Here is a 16,646-nt window from a genome sequence, read left to right as displayed (position 1 = left end):
TTAAAATACTTTTTTTATTTTAATCGCTTGCTCCCTAAAACTAAAAACATCCCCAACCGTTTTTCCTAATAACAATTTACCAATTGGTGTATTGGCAGAAATAGCATAAAAAGAAATATTATCTATTTTTAATTCCCCAGCACTAATAGCAACAAAATAATTGTTTTGAGTGGTATAAATAACAGATCCTAAACTTATGGTTTTTGAAGTTTTTGAGGCATCTACTTTAGAAAGGACTTCTTTTAACTTTTGAGTTTCGGCAAGTTGTTGCCCAATTTTTTCGCGCTCTAATTGTAACATAGCACGACCTGTTTCGTGCTTATCGCCTGCACTACTTTTAGTTTCACTAGTTAAAGATTCTTGGATTTCTTGGATTTTATTTTTTATTGTTTGTAGTTTCTCTTCTACAAACAATGCGCATTGGTTATATAATTGTTCTTTTATTTTCAATCTGTTTACTTGCTTTTATTATAATCTAAAACTCCAATATAACGCATTTGATTTATAGTCCATTTTTTTCGTGATTCGATATAACTTGAAGCTGGATTTGCTTTATATTTTCTTGGATTTGGTAAAATAGCAGCAATAGCAGCCGCTTCTTGTTGCGATAATTGAGAAGCCGATTTATTAAACCAATATTGAGAAGCAGCTTCTACACCATAAATACCATTTCCCATTTCAATACTATTTAAATAGACTTCCATAATGCGTTCTTTAGACCATATTTTCTCAATTAAAAATGTGAAATAGGTTTCTAAACCTTTGCGCAACAAACTGCGTTCTGGCCAAAGAAAAACATTTTTTGCGGTTTGCTGACTTATCGTACTTCCTCCCTTTATGTGTTTGCCTTTTTTATTGTACTGAAAAGCTTTTTCAATAGCCTTAAAATCGAAACCATTATGTTTTAAAAAGTTTTGATCTTCATTGCAGATTACGGCAAGTTGTATTTTTTTTGAAATTTTATCTATAGAAACCCAATCGTGTTTCCAAACGATGTCTTTACCTTCTTGATTTTGTTGAAACCCTCTAATTACCATTAAAGGTGTAGCAGGAACAGGGGCTTTTTTATACACAAAAACCAATACAATAGACAATACGAACAACCAAAAAATACATTTTAATATGAATCTAAAAAGTCTTTGCAACAGATTGTCTTGCTTATTTTTTCTTCGCAACGCCATTATACTAAATCTGCTAATTCTTTACCCACTAAACTACCAATAGCAACTCCCATTCCGCCTAAACGTACACCACAAAACACATTATTGCTAAGTTGTTTTACTATGGCTTTTTTCTGGCTTCCAACTCCCATAATACCACTCCATCGATGCTCGATTTCAAAGCTTGTATTTGGCAAAATAGTAGTTTTTAAAAGCGTTTCAAGTTGGTTTTGAATTATAGCTGTTTGTTCTAACACTGTAGTTTCTTCGGTTTTAAAATCTAGGTTTCTTCCACCTCCAAATAAAATACGATCCTCAATATTTCTGAAATAATAATAGCCCTTATCTAAATGAAAAGTTCCTTTTATATTAAGATTTTTTATTGGTTTGGTAATCAATACTTGTGCTCTTGCAGGTTTTACTTCAGGAATACCTAATTGCGAAGCAAAACCGTTTGTTGCTATTAATAGTTTGGATGTTATAAATGAGAATTGATCTGTTTCTAGTTTTACCGAATTAATGTCTTCTGAAAAATTAGTAACCGATATATTATTCCATATTTTAATGCCCTTTGAAAGTACTTTCTGAAGTAAGGCATGCATCATTTTTCCGGTATCTATTTGTCCTTCAAACTTGTTAAAAATATAAGTCTCTTGTATATTTTTAAAATGGAAACTATTATTTTTTAAACTAAAAACATCGTTTTTAAATATGGGTTTCAATAATGTATTAATGGTTTGTTTTTTTGAAATACAATCTTCAAACAATTTAGAATCTTCTTTTGTAAACAGCTCGTAACCTCCAAATTGTTTATAGTTAATTGTTTTATCTCCAAGCGTTTTTCTTAATAACTTTAGGCCATTAACGCGTTTTTTAATGAGCTGTATCACTTCTTCTTCGGAGTGTGTGTTTAAATCGTCTAGAATTTCACTTAGACTGCCAAAACATGCAAATCCAGCATTTTTGGTGCTTGCTCCTTGTGGTAGGGTTCCTTTTTCAAGTATAAGAATATTTGCTTTTGGGTATTTTTCTTTTAGTTGCAATGCACAATTTAAGCCAACAATTCCACTACCAACAATGGTATAATCTATATTCGTGAGCCATGTTTTTATTTCCCAGTAACTTAAGTTCATGAGGTAAAGTTAGGGTTTTAATTTGAAGTTACGCTTTGTGTTAAGGATAGTAGCGGCATCCTTTTTGTTTTTACAAAAAGATATAGCGAATAGCCTGACTTTTGCTTTTGGGGCAAAAGTAACGCCAAAAAAAACTCCGAAATTGCTTTCGGAGTTCTTTGTATTTATTCTTCTTCTGTTGGTGGTTGCATTTCAAAATCTTCCATGAATTTAGTAGTATAATTTCCTGCTAAATAGTCTGGATGATCCATTAATTGTCTGTGAAAAGGAATGGTTGTTTTTATTCCTTCAATAACGAACTCGTCTAGAGCACGTTTCATTTTATTAATGGCTTCTTCTCTAGTTTGCGCTGTGGTAATTAACTTTGCAATCATAGAATCGTAATTTGGAGGAATGCTATACCCTGCGTACACATGCGTATCTAAACGCACTCCATGTCCTCCTGGAGCGTGTAATGTTGTTATTTTTCCTGGTGAAGGTCTAAAGTTGTTAAATGGATCTTCTGCGTTAATACGGCATTCTATAGAGTGTAATTGTGGTAAATAGTTTTTACCAGAAATTGGCACTCCTGCTGCTACAAGGATTTGCTCACGAATAAGATCGAAATCGATTACTTGTTCTGTAATTGGGTGTTCAACTTGTATACGTGTATTCATTTCCATGAAGTAGAAATTTCGGTGTTTATCTACTAGAAATTCTACGGTTCCTGCACCTTCGTATTTAATGTATTCTGCTGCTTTAACTGCTGCTTCACCCATTTTTTTACGTAATGCTGTAGTCATAAAAGGAGAAGGAACTTCTTCTGTTAATTTTTGGTGACGACGTTGAACAGAGCAATCTCTTTCGGATAGGTGACATGCACGACCTGTAGAGTCTCCAACGATTTGAATTTCGATATGGCGAGGCTCTTCGATAAGCTTTTCCATATACATATCATCGTTACCAAATGCAGCTTTAGATTCTTGTCTTGCAGAATCCCAAGCGTCTTTAAGGTCTTCTTTTTTCCAAACGGCACGCATACCTTTTCCACCACCACCAGCAGATGCTTTAAGCATAACTGGATAACCGGTTTCTTCGGCTGTTTTTTCGCAAGTTTCATAGTCTTCAATAACACCTTCACTTCCTGGTACTACTGGTACTCCTGCGGCTATCATGGTTGCTTTGGCATTGGCCTTGTCTCCCATTCTGTCTATCATCTCTTCAGATGCACCAATAAATTTTATATTGTGTTCTTCGCAAATTTTAGAAAATTTAGCGTTTTCAGATAAGAATCCATATCCAGGATGTATTGCATCTGCATTGGTAATTTCTGCAGCCGCAATAACATTAGACATTTTTAAGTACGATTCGCTACTTGCTGCAGGACCAATACATACTGCTTCGTCGGCAAATTTAACATGTAGGCTATCTGCATCTGCTGTAGAATATACAGCAACTGTTTTAATGCCCATTTCTTTACAGGTTCTAATGACACGTAGTGCTATTTCCCCTCTATTGGCAATTAGTATTTTTTTAAACATAACTTTTTGTATTAAAAATTTCAAATTCCAAGCTCCAAATTCCAAATATTGGATTTTAAGATTTGTTTATTGGAATTTTTAAAGGGTTATGATGGATCTACTAAAAATAATGGTTGATCAAATTCTACTGGAGAAGAATCATCGACTAAAACTTTTACAATTTTACCAGATACTTCTGATTCGATTTCGTTGAAAAGTTTCATTGCTTCGATAATACATAAAACATCTCCTTCTTTAATGGTTTGTCCTACCTCAACAAAAACAGGTTTGTCTGGAGATGGTTTTCTATATAAAGTTCCAATGATTGGAGACTTGATAGTGATGTATTTTGAATTTTCATCGGCAGCAACCGCTTGTACTGGAGCTGCATCTGAAACTGGTTGTGGTGCAGCAACAACTGGAGCTTGTGCCATTTGCGTTGCCATTGGTATTTGTTGTACAAATGTTTGCGTTTCCGTTTTGTCGTCTCCACCAGTTTTTATAGTGATTTTAACATCATCGGTTTCTAATTTTACTTCACTTGCGCCAGATTTAGCTACAAATTTAATTAGGTTTTGAATGTCTTTTAAATCCATAATATTTAGATTTTAATTATGATTGTTTGTTAGTTAGTTTAAGAATTGTAGGCCCATTTTAAATATATAGAGCCCCAAGTAAATCCACCTCCAAAAGCAGCAAGTATTACTGTATCTCCTTTTTTTAGTTTAGATTCATAATCGTTTAATAGTAAAGGTATGGTTGCAGAAGTAGTGTTTCCATATTTTTCAATATTCATCATTACTTTGCTAGAGTCTAAATTCATTCGGTTTGCAGTAGCATCAATAATTCTTTTATTTGCTTGATGAGCTGCTAACCAATCTACATTGTCATTTGTAAGGTTATTATTTTCTAGAACCTTTACACAAGCATCTGCCATATTAGATACCGCCCATTTAAAAACGGTTTTACCGTCTTGAAAAACGAAATGTTTTTTAGCTTTAACTGTTTCTTCTGTTGCTGGGTTTATAGAACCTCCTGCTGGTACTTGAAGAAATTCTCTTCCAGTTCCATCACTTCTTAAATATTCGTCTAAGATACCTAAACCTTCCGTATTTGGTTCAAAAAGTACTGCTCCTGCTCCATCGCCAAAAATAATACACGTAGTTCTATCTGTATAATCTATCATAGAAGAGTTCATATCTGCTCCTATAACTAATACTTTTGTGTATTTTCCTGATTCTATAAAACTAGCGGCTGTGGATGCTGCATATAAAAAGCTTGAGCATGCTGCATCTAAATCGTAAGCAAAAGCATTTGTGGCTCCAATTTGAGAGGCTACAAAAACTGCTGTTGCAGATGCTTGCATATCTCTTGTTGCTGTAGCTACTATTACTAGTTCTATTTCTTTAGGGTCTAGATTTGATTTATTTATCAAATCTTTGGCTGCTTCTGATGCTAAAAAAGAGGTGCCTTTGCCTTTTTCTTTTAATATTCTACGTTCCTTGATTCCTGTTCTTGAAGTTATCCATTCATCATTAGTATCAACTAAGGTTTCCAATATTTGGTTAGTTAATATATATTCTGGAACATATTTACCTACAGCTGTTATTGCTGCTGAGATTTTACTCATAATTTTGGTGTTAATTTGACCTAAAATCGTTCAAAATTGGCTAAAACGAATCCAAATTTAATCAATTTGAAGTGTTTATGCTTATTTAATGCAAATTAAGTTGTTTTTAACGTAAAGAAAAATATATAACAAAAAAAACGCTCACAAAGGAGCGTTTTATTGTATGCACGCATAGTAACTATGCTAAATTTTCTTCTACTTGCGAGTTGTCTATTAAAACTTGTCCTCTGTGGTATAATTTACCTTCAAACCAGTGTGCTCTGTGGTATAAGTGAGCTTCACCTGTTGTTGGACATGTAGCAACTTGTGGCGCAACTGCTTTATAATGTGTTCTTCTTTTATCTCTTCTTGTTTTTGAGATTTTTCTTTTAGGATGTGCCATTTTTTATATTATTTATCCGTTAATAGTTTCTTTAATGTATTCCAACGAGGGTCAATTTCCTCTTGGTTTTCTTTATCTTCAGCCGATTTAGGGCTAAGCTCTTCTAGTTTTTTAAGTATTTCAGAATCTAATGTTCCATCCACTACACCTGGATGAATTAATTTATTTGGAACTGCTAAAACAATGAGTTCATATATATACTGTTGTATATTTATTTCATATTCACCATGTGGAATGATTAATATGTCAATATTTTCGTCATTATACTCTTCACCAAAATTAACTACCAAATCGAAATTGTTTTCAATTTCTTGATTATATGGCTCATTGGTAAGATCACAATTTACGTTTATTGTTCCATAAATTTTAAAATTCAATTCTAGTAATGTTGCTTTTTTATTTAAAACAAGATTTACTTTTATATTTGAACTATTAAAATCTTCATACTCAAAATGTTCAAAGAACGATTGTTCAATATCATACTCAAAAAGGTGTTCTCCTACTTTTAAACCTACAAAAGGTATTGTAAATGCTTTCAAAAGCTTCATTTCCACATCTATTTTGAGCCTGCAAATATACAAATTTTTATTTACCAAGCACAGTTATAAACATTTTTTTGTTTATATCTTTTTTTGATTGAATTTTAAAGGGTTTTTACTAATCTCTTCAAATTCTAATCTATTCTTAAATATCTCCATTGCTTTATAAACTGCTTCTTTAAAAGAACTATTGTCTGCAAGATTTTTTCCTGCTATTTCAAAAGCGGTTCCGTGGTCTGGAGAAGTTCGTATCTTATTTAGTCCTGCTGTATAATTTACACCTTGACCAAAAGAAAGAGTTTTAAATGGAATTAAACCTTGATCATGATACGAAGCTATTATAGCGTCAAAATTTGTGTAGTTGTTAGAACCAAAAAAGCTATCTGCTGCATAAGGACCATAGACTAACTTGCCTGTTTTTTTTATTTCATGTAATGTTGGTCTTAAAACGGTATCGTCTTCCTTACCAATTACACCATTATCCCCTGTATGTGGATTAATACCTAAGACTGCTATTTTTGGTTTTCTTATTTTAAAATCTTTTTGAAGTGCGTTATAAATGGTTTCTATTTTTTCTTTAATTCGTTCTGGTGTAATTTGTGCAGCTATGTCTTTTACAGGTACATGATCTGTTAACAAACCAACACGCAGTTTGTTAGCAACCATTAACATTAAGCTATTACCTTCTAATTCTTGTTCTAAATAATTAGTGTGCCCAGGAAATTTAAAAGTATCTGATTGAATATTGTGCTTGTTAATTGGTGCGGTTACTAATACATCTATGCTTCCCTCTTTTAAAGCTTTTGTTGCAGCCTCTAAAGATTTTATTGCAAATTCGCCTATTTTAAAATCTTCTTTACCAAAATCTATTTTTACATGTTCATTCCAAACGTTTAAAACATTTATTTTTTGTGGAAGGTTTTGTTTTATGTCATTTATTCCATTTAAATTCACATCTATTTTAAAATGATTTTTTAAAAAAGTCATTGTTTTTACGGATGCAAAAATCACTGGAGTACAAAACTCTAGGGTTCTAGAATCTTCAAAAGTTTTTAGTACTATTTCTGCTCCAATACCATTTAAGTCTCCAATAGATATACCTACTATTATATTTTCTTCTTTCTTCATTAATAATGCTAACTTTTGTTTGTAATTTTACTGCTACAAATTTAACTAAATAATCGACAATAATGTTTACTGGAATCATTGAGGAATTAGGAGAAGTAAAACAGCTGAATCAAGAGCTTGATAATTTGCACATTACAGTTAAAAGTAATTTTACTCAAGAACTAAAAATAGATCAAAGTGTAGCGCATAATGGAGTGTGTTTAACTGTTGTTGCAATCAATAATGAGGAGTATAAAGTAACAGCGATAAAAGAAACATTAGAAAAAACAAACCTAAACACAATTAAGGTTGGCGATTTAGTAAATCTTGAAAGAGCGATGCAACTTGGCGAAAGACTAGATGGTCATATTGTACAAGGTCATGTGGACCAAACTGCAATTTGTACTCATATTGAAAATACTTCTGGAAGTTGGCTTTTTACTTTTAAGTACAATAGCGAATTAAATAATATTACCATTGAAAAAGGATCTATTACTATTAACGGTGTAAGTCTAACGGTTGTAAACTCTAAAAAAGATGCGTTTAGTGTGGCAATAATACCATTTACTTTCGATCATACAAATTTTAAAAACTTTAAAATTGGCACGTTAGTAAATTTAGAATTTGATGTAATTGGTAAATATGTTGCTAGACTAGTAAACTTAAACAAACTTTAAGCTTTAGCACGAATCGTTTTCACAACACCATAAATTAATCCAATAGCTAGTAGGAAATATATACCAGCATCTACAGGAAGTCCTGGAGGTGGTGGTGGAGCTGGAGGTGGTGGCCCACTCATTGTCTGTGCTGTACTAACAAAACTTATTAATAAAAATAAGATTGAGGCAATTATTTTTTTGTTTTGTATCATTCAGTTGTAAATGTATAAAAAAAAGCGAATTAACAAAAAGAATCTATTTCTTTTTAAGGCAAAAATCTCTTTTAATTGCAAAAAACATCGGTAAACTGTTAAAATTTAACACTTTTTCTATAATTAAATAAAAAAAGTGGTCCCACTTGGGCTCGAACCAAGGACCACCTGATTATGAGTCAGGTGCTCTAACCAACTGAGCTATGGGACCAAAATTTTAGAGTGCAAACTTAATATTATTTTTAAAACTCTACAAACAATTTATTTTAAATAATTTCTTGACAAAGTTCTATTAAAACTCCATTAGTACTTTTGGGATGTAAAAAAGCAACTAACTTATTGTCTGCTCCTTGTTTAGGTGTTTCGTTAATTATTTTAAAGCCTTCCGATTTTAATCTTAAAATTTCTTTTTCAATATCATCCACATCAAAAGCAATGTGATGAATTCCTTCTCCTTTCTTCTCTATAAACTTCGCAATGGCGCTATTATTGTTTGTAGCTTCTAATAATTCTATTTTATTTTCACCTACTTTAAAAAAAGACGTATTTACACCTTCACTTGCAACCTCTTCTACCTTATAATGAGGTTCTCCAAAAAGTTGTGCGTATAATTTATTTGCTTTTTTAAGGTCTTTTACAGCAATACCTATATGTTCTATTTTATTCATCAAAAACTAGTTTTATGTTTCCGTGAAAACGGAAATCTAATTACTTTCTATATCATTAAGTATATATAATCATCCTGTTATCAAGCCCAAGCAATTCTGTAAGGCACGAATTTTGTCTATAAATGTAAGATAATCTTTAAATATCAACTATTTTTGCAGTGTAGAAGATAAAGTTTATCTTTTATGTAAATTAAGATCTAATATTAAATAGGTCTAAAATAAAATTAAAGTGGAAGAAACACAAAGACAAAAAAAAATAGGTTCTGTATTACAACGTGACATCGTAGATGTATTACAAAAAGCAGCATCACAAGGTGGTATGCGAGGAATACTTATATCTGTTAGTAAAGTAAAAGTAACTGTAGATCTTTCTGTTGCTAAAGTGTATTTAAGTATTTTTCCTAATGCTAAAGGGAAAGAATTATTAGACGGTATTAAATCGAACACTCCTTTAATACGACATGAATTAGCACAACGTACTAGACACCAATTAAGACGTATGCCAAATTTAGAGTTTTTTATAGATGATTCTTTAGAGTATATTGACAAAATTGAACAATCCTTAAAAGGTAAAGAAGACCCAATTAACGATCCAGAACTTTTAGGAAAACGTAAAAAACAATAAGTGAACTTCGCGCTTTACATAGCCAAACGTTATTTGCATTCTAAAAGTAGTAACAATGCTATAAATTTTATTACCATTATTGCAGCTGTTGGAATAATTGTTGGAGCTGCTTCGCTATTTATTGTACTTTCTGGTTTTGCAGGTTTAAAAGATTTTACACTTCAGTTTACTTCTATAATAGATCCAGATTTAAAAGCAGAAACTGCAGAAGGCAAATCTTTTTTTATTACAAATCAAGAATTAGAAAAACTAGATCGTCTAGAAGACATTGTTTCTTATTCAAAAATTATTGAAGATCGCGTTTTTATTGCTTTCGATAATAAAAATTACCCAAACGCATATATAAAAGGAGTAGACGAAAATTACGAAAAAGTAAACACCATAGACTCCGTAATCCCTTTAGGAAGCTGGCTCTCTCAAAACACGAACCAAATTGTTGTTGGTTGGGGAATTTCTAGTAACCTATCTTTTGGCGTTTTAGATTATGGGAAACGTGTAAGTCTATATGTACCTAAACCAGGAAAAGGACAAATAACAGCTACCACCCAAATATACAATACTTTTCAAGCCATAAATGTTGGTATATTTGATATCAACGAAGAACTAAATGATAAGTACGTTTACGCGCCTTTTCATTTTGCAAAAGATCTTTTAGGCTACCAAGACAATCAAATTTCTGCTATTGAATTTAAACTAAATGAAGGAATTAAAGAAGACCAAGCAAAAACCAACATTCAAAATATTTTAGGAAATAAAGTGGTTATAAAAAACAGAGCACAGCTTAACGATGCGTTATATAAAATGCTAAATACCGAATATCTAGCTGTATACCTCATCTTCACGCTAGTACTAATTATTGCGTTATTTAATGTTATTGGCTCTATCATTATGATGATTTTAGACAAAAAGAAAAACCTAAATACCTTATTCAATCTTGGTGCAACACAAAAAGACATCCAGAAAATATTTTTTTATCAAGGCGTTTTAATGACACTTTTAGGCGGAATTATTGGTTTAATAATTGGTGTAGTTTTAATCTTTTTACAAAAAACATTCGCATTAGTAATGATAACACCATCGCTACCATACCCTGTTGCATTAAAAGCGATCAACATCCTTATTGTGTTTTTAACCATAACTATTTTAGGTGTTATTGCCTCTAAAATAGCATCTACACGAATTACTAAAAATCTAGTTTCTAATTAAGATTATTTGGGCAAGTTGCCTGAAAAAGGCAAACAGGCTTTTCACTATATCTTTTTTTAAAGAAAAAAAGGATGTCGTTTCAATCCTTCTTGCGTGTACTTGTAGAGGTTTTGTTTTATGTAAAAGGGAATTCTATTCCATAAACTGAAAATCGCCAAACTTCTCTAATACTTCATCAAAAGCAGCAAAAACATCTGCAGATGCATCGCTAGTTACCATTTTCATTCTATATTCCTTAAAGTGAGGAATGCCTTTAAAATAATTAGTATAGTGTCTTCTCGTTTCAAAAACACCTAAAATTTCTCCTTTCCAATCAATAGCCATTTGTAAATGTCTACGTGCTGCCTCAACACGTTCTTGCATAGTAATGGGTCTATAATGTTCTCCCGTTTCAAAAAAGTGTTTTACTTGTTTAAAAAACCAAGGATTCCCTATGGTTGCACGACCAATCATTGCACCATCTAACCCATACTCATCACGCATAAGCATTGCTTTTTCAGGAGAGTCTACATCACCATTTCCAAAGACAGGAATATGCATTCTTGGATTATTCTTTACAGCTGCAATTGGTTTCCAATCGGCTTCCCCTTTATACATTTGTGCTCTAGTACGACCATGAATAGAAATAGCAGCACAACCAACATCTTGCAATCTTTCGGCAACCTCCACTATTTTAATAGAGTCATGATCCCAACCCAATCGGGTTTTTACAGTAACTGGTAAATTGGTACGTTTCACCATTTCGGCAGTAAGCTGTTCCATTAAACAGATATCTTTTAAAATTCCTGCTCCTGCTCCTTTACTTACTACTTTTTTTACAGGACAACCAAAATTAATATCTATAATATCTGGTTTCGATTTTTCTACAATATCAATGGTTTGCAACATGCTTTCCATATTGGCTCCAAATATTTGAATGCCAACAGGTCGTTCCTTCTCGTAGATATCTAACTTCATGACGCTTTTTGCTGCATCGCGAATTAAACCTTCACTCGAAATAAATTCTGTGTACACTACATCTGCACCTTGTTCTTTACATAATGCTCTAAAAGGTGGATCACTAACATCTTCCATTGGAGCTAATAATAAAGGAAAATCTGGAAGTTCTATGTTGCCTATTTTAACCAATTCTGTTTTATTTTGTGGCAAAATTACACCTTTTTATTCAATAGACCTTTCCTGTTTTAAAAACCTAACAAGGCTAGGCTATAATTTATTAGCATTTATACTAAAACACGTAAAAAAGCGGTTATATGTAAATATGTATATTTGCTTCAAAAAAAACAAAATGAAAAAGAGCCTACTTACACTTTTCATCTCTTTTGCACTACTTTTAAATTGTAGTGTTGTAGATGAATTAACCAAATTTGATTTAGAGTATCAGACAAGTTATTCTGTACCATCTTCTACATTATTAAATACACCTTTCGATTTTCAAACTCCAGATATGACAACAGAATCGGAGTCTACTTTTGAAAACAATGATACACGTAAAGATTTAATTGAAAGTATTAAACTAAAAACAATTAAACTTACTATTGAAACTCCTGAAGATGGAAATTTTAACTTTTTAAAAGAAATTCACATTTATATTAATGCTGAAGATGTTGAGGAAATAGAAATTGCCAATGCTTTTGATTTAGAAAATATAGGTGCTACTACGTTAGAATTAGAAGTTACAGACGAAGAATTAAAAGAGTTTATAAAAAAAGACAGTTTTAATTTACGTGTACAAACAGTTACAGACGAAACTATTAATGAAACACACGATATTACCATTGACACAAAATTTAGAGTTGATGCTAAAATTTTAGGCGTGTAATCTATTAACAACATAAAATTTGCATATACCATTTGAACCCATTCTATTTGGTTACACTATAAATATTCACCTTGTTTTAGAGTATTTAGCATTTTTTATTGCCTTTAGGTATTATCTTTTTTTAAGACGAAAAAGCACAGATAGTATTACTTCTAATAACAGATTATCTATTATTCTTGGTGCTGCTTTAGGTGCTTTAATTGGTTCTAGGTGGATAGGTTTTTTAGAAAACCCGCTATTAGAATATACACAACAAAACCTTATACAATTACTAAACACCAAAACCATTATGGGTGGTTTATTTGGTGGTTTAATTGGTGTAGAATTAGCAAAAAAGATTATTGGAGAGAAACATTCTTCTGGAGACTTGTTTGTGTTCCCTATACTATTAGGGATCTTTATTGGTAGAATTGGTTGTTTCTTATCTGGTGTAAATGAGTTTACCTATGGTAAAGAAACCTATTCTGTTTTTGGTATGGATTTAGGAGATGGTTTGCTACGACATCCTACTTCACTTTACGAACTATTTTTTTTAATTTTCTTGTTTCTTTTTTTACAACAGATGAAAAATAAGATGGTTTTAAAAAATGGTGATTTATTTAAAATCTTCATGCTAAGCTATTTTGGTTTCCGATTTTGTATCGAGTTTTTAAAACCAAATGTGTTTTATGTTTTTGGTTTTAGTACTATTCAACTATTATGTGTAATTTGTTGGTTGTATTACAGTACGTTTATTGCTAATCTATTAGTACGTTGGAAAGCGCGTTAAGGATTGTAGTGAAAATCCTTTTTCTTGTCTGTTCGAGTGTTTTACGAAGTATGAGTAAAATGTATCGAGAACACAAGCAAAAAGATTGCAACGTAAAGCCTGACTTTTTTTGATCCTGTAAGTTCTTAAAAACTTGACAGGATTGAAAAAAGTAACGCTATAAAAACATTTAAAAAACAAAAAATGCCAGTTAGAAAATATACCTATTATGATTTTACCTTAAGTCTGTGTCCAGACTGTTTAAAGCGTGTAGATGCAAAAATTGTGTTTGAAGATGGTAATGTGTATATGCTGAAACGCTGCAAAGAACATGGTAATTCTAAGGTGCTTATTGCAGACGATATTGAATATTATAAAAACATACGAAACTATAATAAACCTAGCGAAACACCATATACGTTTAATACAAAAACCGATTATGGTTGTCCGTACGATTGTGGTTTGTGTCCAGACCATGAACAACATTCTTGTTTAACCGTTGTAGAGGTTACAGATCGTTGTAATTTAACCTGCCCTACTTGTTACGCTGGCTCTTCGCCAACCTATGGAAGACATCGTACTTTAGACGAAGTTAAAGCCATGTTAGATACTATTGTTAGGAATGAAAAAGAACCTGATGTGGTTCAAATTTCGGGAGGTGAACCTACAATTCATCCGCAGTTTTGGGAAATTATGGATTATGCCAAATCGTTGCCTATTCGCCATCTAATGCTAAATACCAATGGAATTAAAATTGCTAAAGATTTCGCTTTCGCGGAAAGGCTAAAAACTTATGCTCCAGATTTTGAAATTTATTTACAATTCGATTCGTTTGAGAATAGCGTTTTACAAGAACTTCGTGGTGCAGATTTAAATGACATTAGAAAAAAAGCAATTGAAAATTTGAATAAATTAAACCTATCGACCACTTTAGTAGTTACCCTTCAAAAAGGTTTAAATGATAGCGAAATTGGGAAGATTATTGATTATGCTTTAAAGCAAAAATGTGTTCGTGGTGTAACTTTACAACCAACACAAATTGCAGGAAGATTAGAGCATTTTAATCCAGAAACCGATAGAATGACATTAACAGAAGTGCGAAGAAAAATCTTAGAACAAACTTCTGTTTTTAATCCTGACGATTTGCTTCCTGTGCCTTGTAATCCAGATGCTTTGGTTATGGGCTATGCATTAAAATTAGGAGATGAAGTTTTACCGTTAACGCGTTATATTAATCCGAATGACTTATTAGATAATAGTAAAAATACTATTATTTACGAGCAGGATGAACAGTTACAAGATAAAATGATCGAACTTTTTAGCACAGGTAATTCGGTAGAAGTTGCCGAAGAAAATTTAAAATCTATTATGTGTTGTTTACCAGATATTGATGCGCCAAATTTGGGTTACGACAATTTATTTCGCGTAATTATTATGCAGTTTATTGACGCCTATAATTTTGATGTTCGTGCCATTAAAAAATCTTGTGTACATATTGTAGATAAAGACAATAAAATTATTCCTTTTGAAACCATGAATTTGTTTTATCGGGATGATAAAAAGGCACGATTAGAAGCACTTAGAAATGAAATATAAGGATGTGGTTGATTCTAATTCTTGTGATGTTTTTGCCTGCAGCAATATTCGCTATTTATGGTAAAGAAGCAGAAAAAGGAAGTGCTAAACAAAAACAATACTATCAATTAGCAATAGTGTGTTTGGTTACTAGTTTTGTTATTTATAGCGTTGTAGTATTAACTAATTTATAAAATATATGAGTACCTTATTATTGGAAGCAACAGGAGGAATGAATTTAGATGGTCTATTTATAATCATTGGTTTGATTATGTTTGGTCCAGCTATTTTACTTGCTATAATAGGTGCTTTTGTGTTTAAAAAAAATAAAACAGCAGCTAAAGTACTATTTATTTTAGCTGCTGTTTATTTGATAATTAGTTTAGGTGTTTGCGGAAGTATGATGCTTTAAAACTGTATTTCAGCTTCTACTTCTTTACCATTTCTTTCCACAACCACTTTAGTAGTATCTCCTTTTTCAAACTTAGATAATCCCATCATATATGTTTTCATATCTATAACATCAATATCCCCAAGTTTGATAACCACATCTCCCTTTTGTAATCCTGCTTTTTGTGCAGGTTTTTCTTCGCTAATACCATCAATTCGCATGCCTTTTCCGTCGTATAAATAATCAGGAATTACTCCTAATCCTACTTTAAATCTTGGCACATCTTCGCTTTCGTTTTTGGTTTTTCTAAATGGAAGTTTTCCGTTATTATCTAAATCGGAAACAATTTCATAAATATAGTTTGAAATCACTTGCATACCATTAAAGTGCAAACGCTCTGTATCGTCGCTTGGTTTGTGGTAATCTTCATGCTGCCCTGTAAAAAAATGTAATACTGGAATATCTGCATTATAAAAACTAGTGTGATCGCTTGGGCCAACCCCAGATTCTTTTTGTACTAATTTAAATCTGTTATTATTCGCTTTTAATGTTTGTTTAAATATTGGTGAAGTACCAACACCATAAACAGCTAATGTGCTATCCTTTTTAAGTCTACCAACCATATCCATATTAATCATATAGTTTGCTTTTTTGGTATCTATAGTTGGGTTTTTTACAAAATAATTAGAACCTAATAATCCCATTTCTTCTCCAGAAAAAGTAATAAATAGGTAATTATTATTAATGTTTCCTTTCATTAATCGTTTTGCTAAGTTTAATAATACAGCTACGCCGCTTGCATTATCATCTGCTCCATTATGAATAGCTTTTTCTCCTCTATATAAAGAACCTTCAGCGCCATATCCTAAGTGATCATAATGCGCACCAATAATCACTGTGTTTTCTGCTTTATTATCTATATAAGCAACTACATTTGTTCCTGTAATGGTGCTATCACCATCTTTTACAGTATAGTTTACTTCCTGGTGTGGGTCTGTTTTTGGTTTAAAAGAAAACGTTTGAAAGTAACCATCTGTACCTTTAGCATGTAGACCTAAATCTTGAAAACGTTTTGCAATATATGCTGCTGCTTTTTGCTCTCCAACGGTTCCTGTTTGTCTACCCTCTAGAGCATCGTCGGCTAAAAATGTTACGTCTTCTTCAATAGATACTTCTGGTTTTGCAATATCCTTATTACAAGAACTTAATAGAATTAAAAAAATGACAAGAATGCTATATTTCATAATGATAAATATTAATTTTACACAAAATTAGGTATTAAATGCCATT

The 16,646-nt window shown here is 31.9% G+C and carries 21 protein-coding genes and 1 tRNA gene; 8 read left to right on the top strand and 14 right to left on the bottom strand.

Annotation, left to right across the window (positions count from 1 at the left end; genetic code table 11):
- The 9 genes from ACVC3Y_RS14400 to pdxA form a co-directional block, all read right to left on the bottom strand.
- Complete coding sequence (locus ACVC3Y_RS14400) at positions 1 to 450, bottom strand: 3-oxoacyl-ACP synthase (RefSeq protein WP_452227261.1); 450 nt, start codon at positions 448 to 450, stop codon at positions 1 to 3.
- A gap of 5 nt (positions 451 to 455) precedes the next feature.
- Entirely contained in the window at positions 456 to 1,148 is a 693-nt protein-coding gene (gene mtgA, locus ACVC3Y_RS14395; protein WP_452227554.1) for a monofunctional biosynthetic peptidoglycan transglycosylase, read from the bottom strand.
- Positions 1,149 to 1,180: 32 nt separating this feature from the next.
- Positions 1,181 to 2,293, bottom strand: coding sequence for an NAD(P)/FAD-dependent oxidoreductase (locus ACVC3Y_RS14390; protein ID WP_452227260.1), 1,113 nt, complete (start codon positions 2,291 to 2,293; stop codon positions 1,181 to 1,183).
- Positions 2,294 to 2,457: 164 nt separating this feature from the next.
- Complete coding sequence (accC, locus tag ACVC3Y_RS14385) at positions 2,458 to 3,813, bottom strand: acetyl-CoA carboxylase biotin carboxylase subunit (protein ID WP_452227259.1); 1,356 nt, start codon at positions 3,811 to 3,813, stop codon at positions 2,458 to 2,460.
- Positions 3,814 to 3,899: 86 nt separating this feature from the next.
- Positions 3,900 to 4,388: an acetyl-CoA carboxylase biotin carboxyl carrier protein gene (accB, locus tag ACVC3Y_RS14380; protein WP_303421332.1), complete on the bottom strand. Its 489-nt coding sequence runs from the start codon at positions 4,386 to 4,388 to the stop codon at positions 3,900 to 3,902.
- 38 nt (positions 4,389 to 4,426) lie between these two features.
- Positions 4,427 to 5,422: a beta-ketoacyl-ACP synthase III gene (locus ACVC3Y_RS14375; RefSeq protein WP_452227258.1), complete on the bottom strand. Its 996-nt coding sequence runs from the start codon at positions 5,420 to 5,422 to the stop codon at positions 4,427 to 4,429.
- Positions 5,423 to 5,600: 178 nt separating this feature from the next.
- Complete coding sequence (gene rpmF, locus ACVC3Y_RS14370; RefSeq protein ID WP_055444173.1) at positions 5,601 to 5,804, bottom strand: 50S ribosomal protein L32; 204 nt, start codon at positions 5,802 to 5,804, stop codon at positions 5,601 to 5,603.
- An 8-nt stretch (positions 5,805 to 5,812) separates the two neighbouring features.
- Positions 5,813 to 6,352 (bottom strand): YceD family protein, encoded by a 540-nt coding sequence (locus tag ACVC3Y_RS14365; protein ID WP_452227257.1) that lies wholly within the window; start codon positions 6,350 to 6,352, stop codon positions 5,813 to 5,815.
- Positions 6,353 to 6,424: 72 nt separating this feature from the next.
- Positions 6,425 to 7,471 carry a 4-hydroxythreonine-4-phosphate dehydrogenase PdxA gene (pdxA, locus tag ACVC3Y_RS14360; protein ID WP_452227256.1) on the bottom strand — a complete coding sequence of 349 codons (1,047 nt, stop codon included), beginning with the start codon at positions 7,469 to 7,471 and terminating at the stop codon, positions 6,425 to 6,427.
- Between the two features lie 62 nt (positions 7,472 to 7,533).
- Between pdxA and ACVC3Y_RS14355 the strand changes: the two genes are divergently transcribed.
- Complete coding sequence (locus tag ACVC3Y_RS14355; protein WP_452227255.1) at positions 7,534 to 8,127, top strand: riboflavin synthase; 594 nt, start codon at positions 7,534 to 7,536, stop codon at positions 8,125 to 8,127.
- Here ACVC3Y_RS14355 and ACVC3Y_RS14350 read toward each other — a convergent pair.
- The 3 genes from ACVC3Y_RS14350 to mce all read right to left on the bottom strand — a co-directional run bounded on the left by ACVC3Y_RS14350 (position 8,124) and on the right by mce (position 8,989).
- A complete protein-coding gene (locus ACVC3Y_RS14350) occupies positions 8,124 to 8,321 on the bottom strand; it encodes a hypothetical protein (RefSeq protein ID WP_303421343.1) in 198 nt (65 codons plus the stop codon). The two genes, ACVC3Y_RS14355 and ACVC3Y_RS14350, sit on opposite strands and share 4 nt — an antisense overlap.
- Before the next feature lie 137 nt (positions 8,322 to 8,458).
- Positions 8,459 to 8,532, bottom strand: a tRNA-Ile gene (locus tag ACVC3Y_RS14345).
- Positions 8,533 to 8,587: 55 nt separating this feature from the next.
- Complete coding sequence (mce, locus tag ACVC3Y_RS14340) at positions 8,588 to 8,989, bottom strand: methylmalonyl-CoA epimerase (RefSeq protein ID WP_303421345.1); 402 nt, start codon at positions 8,987 to 8,989, stop codon at positions 8,588 to 8,590.
- Positions 8,990 to 9,218: 229 nt separating this feature from the next.
- On the opposite strand from mce, the gene rbfA reads away from it, so the two are divergent.
- Together rbfA and ACVC3Y_RS14330 are read left to right on the top strand one after the other, a co-directional pair.
- Positions 9,219 to 9,614, top strand: coding sequence for a 30S ribosome-binding factor RbfA (gene rbfA / locus ACVC3Y_RS14335; RefSeq protein WP_303421347.1), 396 nt, complete (start codon positions 9,219 to 9,221; stop codon positions 9,612 to 9,614).
- Positions 9,615 to 10,820, top strand: coding sequence for an ABC transporter permease (locus ACVC3Y_RS14330; RefSeq protein ID WP_452227254.1), 1,206 nt, complete (start codon positions 9,615 to 9,617; stop codon positions 10,818 to 10,820).
- 132 nt (positions 10,821 to 10,952) lie between these two features.
- Here the strand turns inward: ACVC3Y_RS14330 and dusB are convergent, their stop codons facing one another.
- A complete protein-coding gene (gene dusB / locus ACVC3Y_RS14325; RefSeq protein WP_452227553.1) occupies positions 10,953 to 11,948 on the bottom strand; it encodes a tRNA dihydrouridine synthase DusB in 996 nt (331 codons plus the stop codon).
- 160 nt (positions 11,949 to 12,108) lie between these two features.
- Here dusB and ACVC3Y_RS14320 point away from each other — a divergent pair, with 160 nt between their 5' ends.
- The 5 genes from ACVC3Y_RS14320 to ACVC3Y_RS14300 all read left to right on the top strand — a co-directional run bounded on the left by ACVC3Y_RS14320 (position 12,109) and on the right by ACVC3Y_RS14300 (position 15,377).
- Positions 12,109 to 12,642 carry a hypothetical protein gene (locus tag ACVC3Y_RS14320; protein ID WP_452227253.1) on the top strand — a complete coding sequence of 178 codons (534 nt, stop codon included), beginning with the start codon at positions 12,109 to 12,111 and terminating at the stop codon, positions 12,640 to 12,642.
- A gap of 19 nt (positions 12,643 to 12,661) precedes the next feature.
- A complete protein-coding gene (locus tag ACVC3Y_RS14315) occupies positions 12,662 to 13,411 on the top strand; it encodes a prolipoprotein diacylglyceryl transferase (RefSeq protein WP_452227252.1) in 750 nt (249 codons plus the stop codon).
- Positions 13,412 to 13,594: 183 nt separating this feature from the next.
- On the top strand, positions 13,595 to 14,986 hold the full coding sequence (locus ACVC3Y_RS14310; protein ID WP_303421354.1) for a radical SAM protein: 1,392 nt from the start codon (positions 13,595 to 13,597) through the stop codon (positions 14,984 to 14,986).
- Between the two features lie 8 nt (positions 14,987 to 14,994).
- A complete protein-coding gene (locus tag ACVC3Y_RS14305; protein WP_452227251.1) occupies positions 14,995 to 15,159 on the top strand; it encodes a hypothetical protein in 165 nt (54 codons plus the stop codon).
- Positions 15,160 to 15,164: 5 nt separating this feature from the next.
- Complete coding sequence (locus ACVC3Y_RS14300) at positions 15,165 to 15,377, top strand: hypothetical protein (protein WP_303421358.1); 213 nt, start codon at positions 15,165 to 15,167, stop codon at positions 15,375 to 15,377.
- On the opposite strand, the gene ACVC3Y_RS14295 is transcribed toward ACVC3Y_RS14300, so the two are convergent.
- A complete protein-coding gene (locus ACVC3Y_RS14295; RefSeq protein WP_303421360.1) occupies positions 15,374 to 16,600 on the bottom strand; it encodes a M28 family peptidase in 1,227 nt (408 codons plus the stop codon). The two genes, ACVC3Y_RS14300 and ACVC3Y_RS14295, sit on opposite strands and share 4 nt — an antisense overlap.
- Between the last annotated feature and the right edge of the window lie 46 nt (positions 16,601 to 16,646).

The sequence above is a fragment of the Lacinutrix cladophorae genome (assembly GCF_053604645.1).
The sequence above is the reverse complement of the archived record's forward strand: the minus strand, read 5'-3'. Positions and strand labels throughout refer to the sequence as shown.

Excerpts from the sequence above, each read along its gene's own strand:
- ACVC3Y_RS14295 (WP_303421360.1), bottom strand. The coding sequence starts at position 16,600 with ATGAAATATAGCATTCTTGTCATTTTTTTAATTCTATTAAGTTCTTGT.
- accB (WP_303421332.1), bottom strand. The coding sequence starts at position 4,388 with ATGGATTTAAAAGACATTCAAAACCTAATTAAATTTGTAGCTAAATCT.
- pdxA (WP_452227256.1), bottom strand. The coding sequence starts at position 7,471 with ATGAAGAAAGAAGAAAATATAATAGTAGGTATATCTATTGGAGACTTA.
- ACVC3Y_RS14350 (WP_303421343.1), bottom strand. The coding sequence starts at position 8,321 with ATGATACAAAACAAAAAAATAATTGCCTCAATCTTATTTTTATTAATA.
- ACVC3Y_RS14375 (WP_452227258.1), bottom strand. The coding sequence starts at position 5,422 with ATGAGTAAAATCTCAGCAGCAATAACAGCTGTAGGTAAATATGTTCCA.
- ACVC3Y_RS14365 (WP_452227257.1), bottom strand. The coding sequence starts at position 6,352 with ATGAAGCTTTTGAAAGCATTTACAATACCTTTTGTAGGTTTAAAAGTA.
- ACVC3Y_RS14390 (WP_452227260.1), bottom strand. The coding sequence starts at position 2,293 with ATGAACTTAAGTTACTGGGAAATAAAAACATGGCTCACGAATATAGAT.
- mce (WP_303421345.1), bottom strand. The coding sequence starts at position 8,989 with ATGAATAAAATAGAACATATAGGTATTGCTGTAAAAGACCTTAAAAAA.
- ACVC3Y_RS14300 (WP_303421358.1), top strand. The coding sequence starts at position 15,165 with ATGAGTACCTTATTATTGGAAGCAACAGGAGGAATGAATTTAGATGGT.
- ACVC3Y_RS14320 (WP_452227253.1), top strand. The coding sequence starts at position 12,109 with ATGAAAAAGAGCCTACTTACACTTTTCATCTCTTTTGCACTACTTTTA.
- ACVC3Y_RS14310 (WP_303421354.1), top strand. The coding sequence starts at position 13,595 with ATGCCAGTTAGAAAATATACCTATTATGATTTTACCTTAAGTCTGTGT.
- rpmF (WP_055444173.1), bottom strand. The coding sequence starts at position 5,804 with ATGGCACATCCTAAAAGAAAAATCTCAAAAACAAGAAGAGATAAAAGA.
- accC (WP_452227259.1), bottom strand. The coding sequence starts at position 3,813 with ATGTTTAAAAAAATACTAATTGCCAATAGAGGGGAAATAGCACTACGT.
- ACVC3Y_RS14355 (WP_452227255.1), top strand. The coding sequence starts at position 7,534 with ATGTTTACTGGAATCATTGAGGAATTAGGAGAAGTAAAACAGCTGAAT.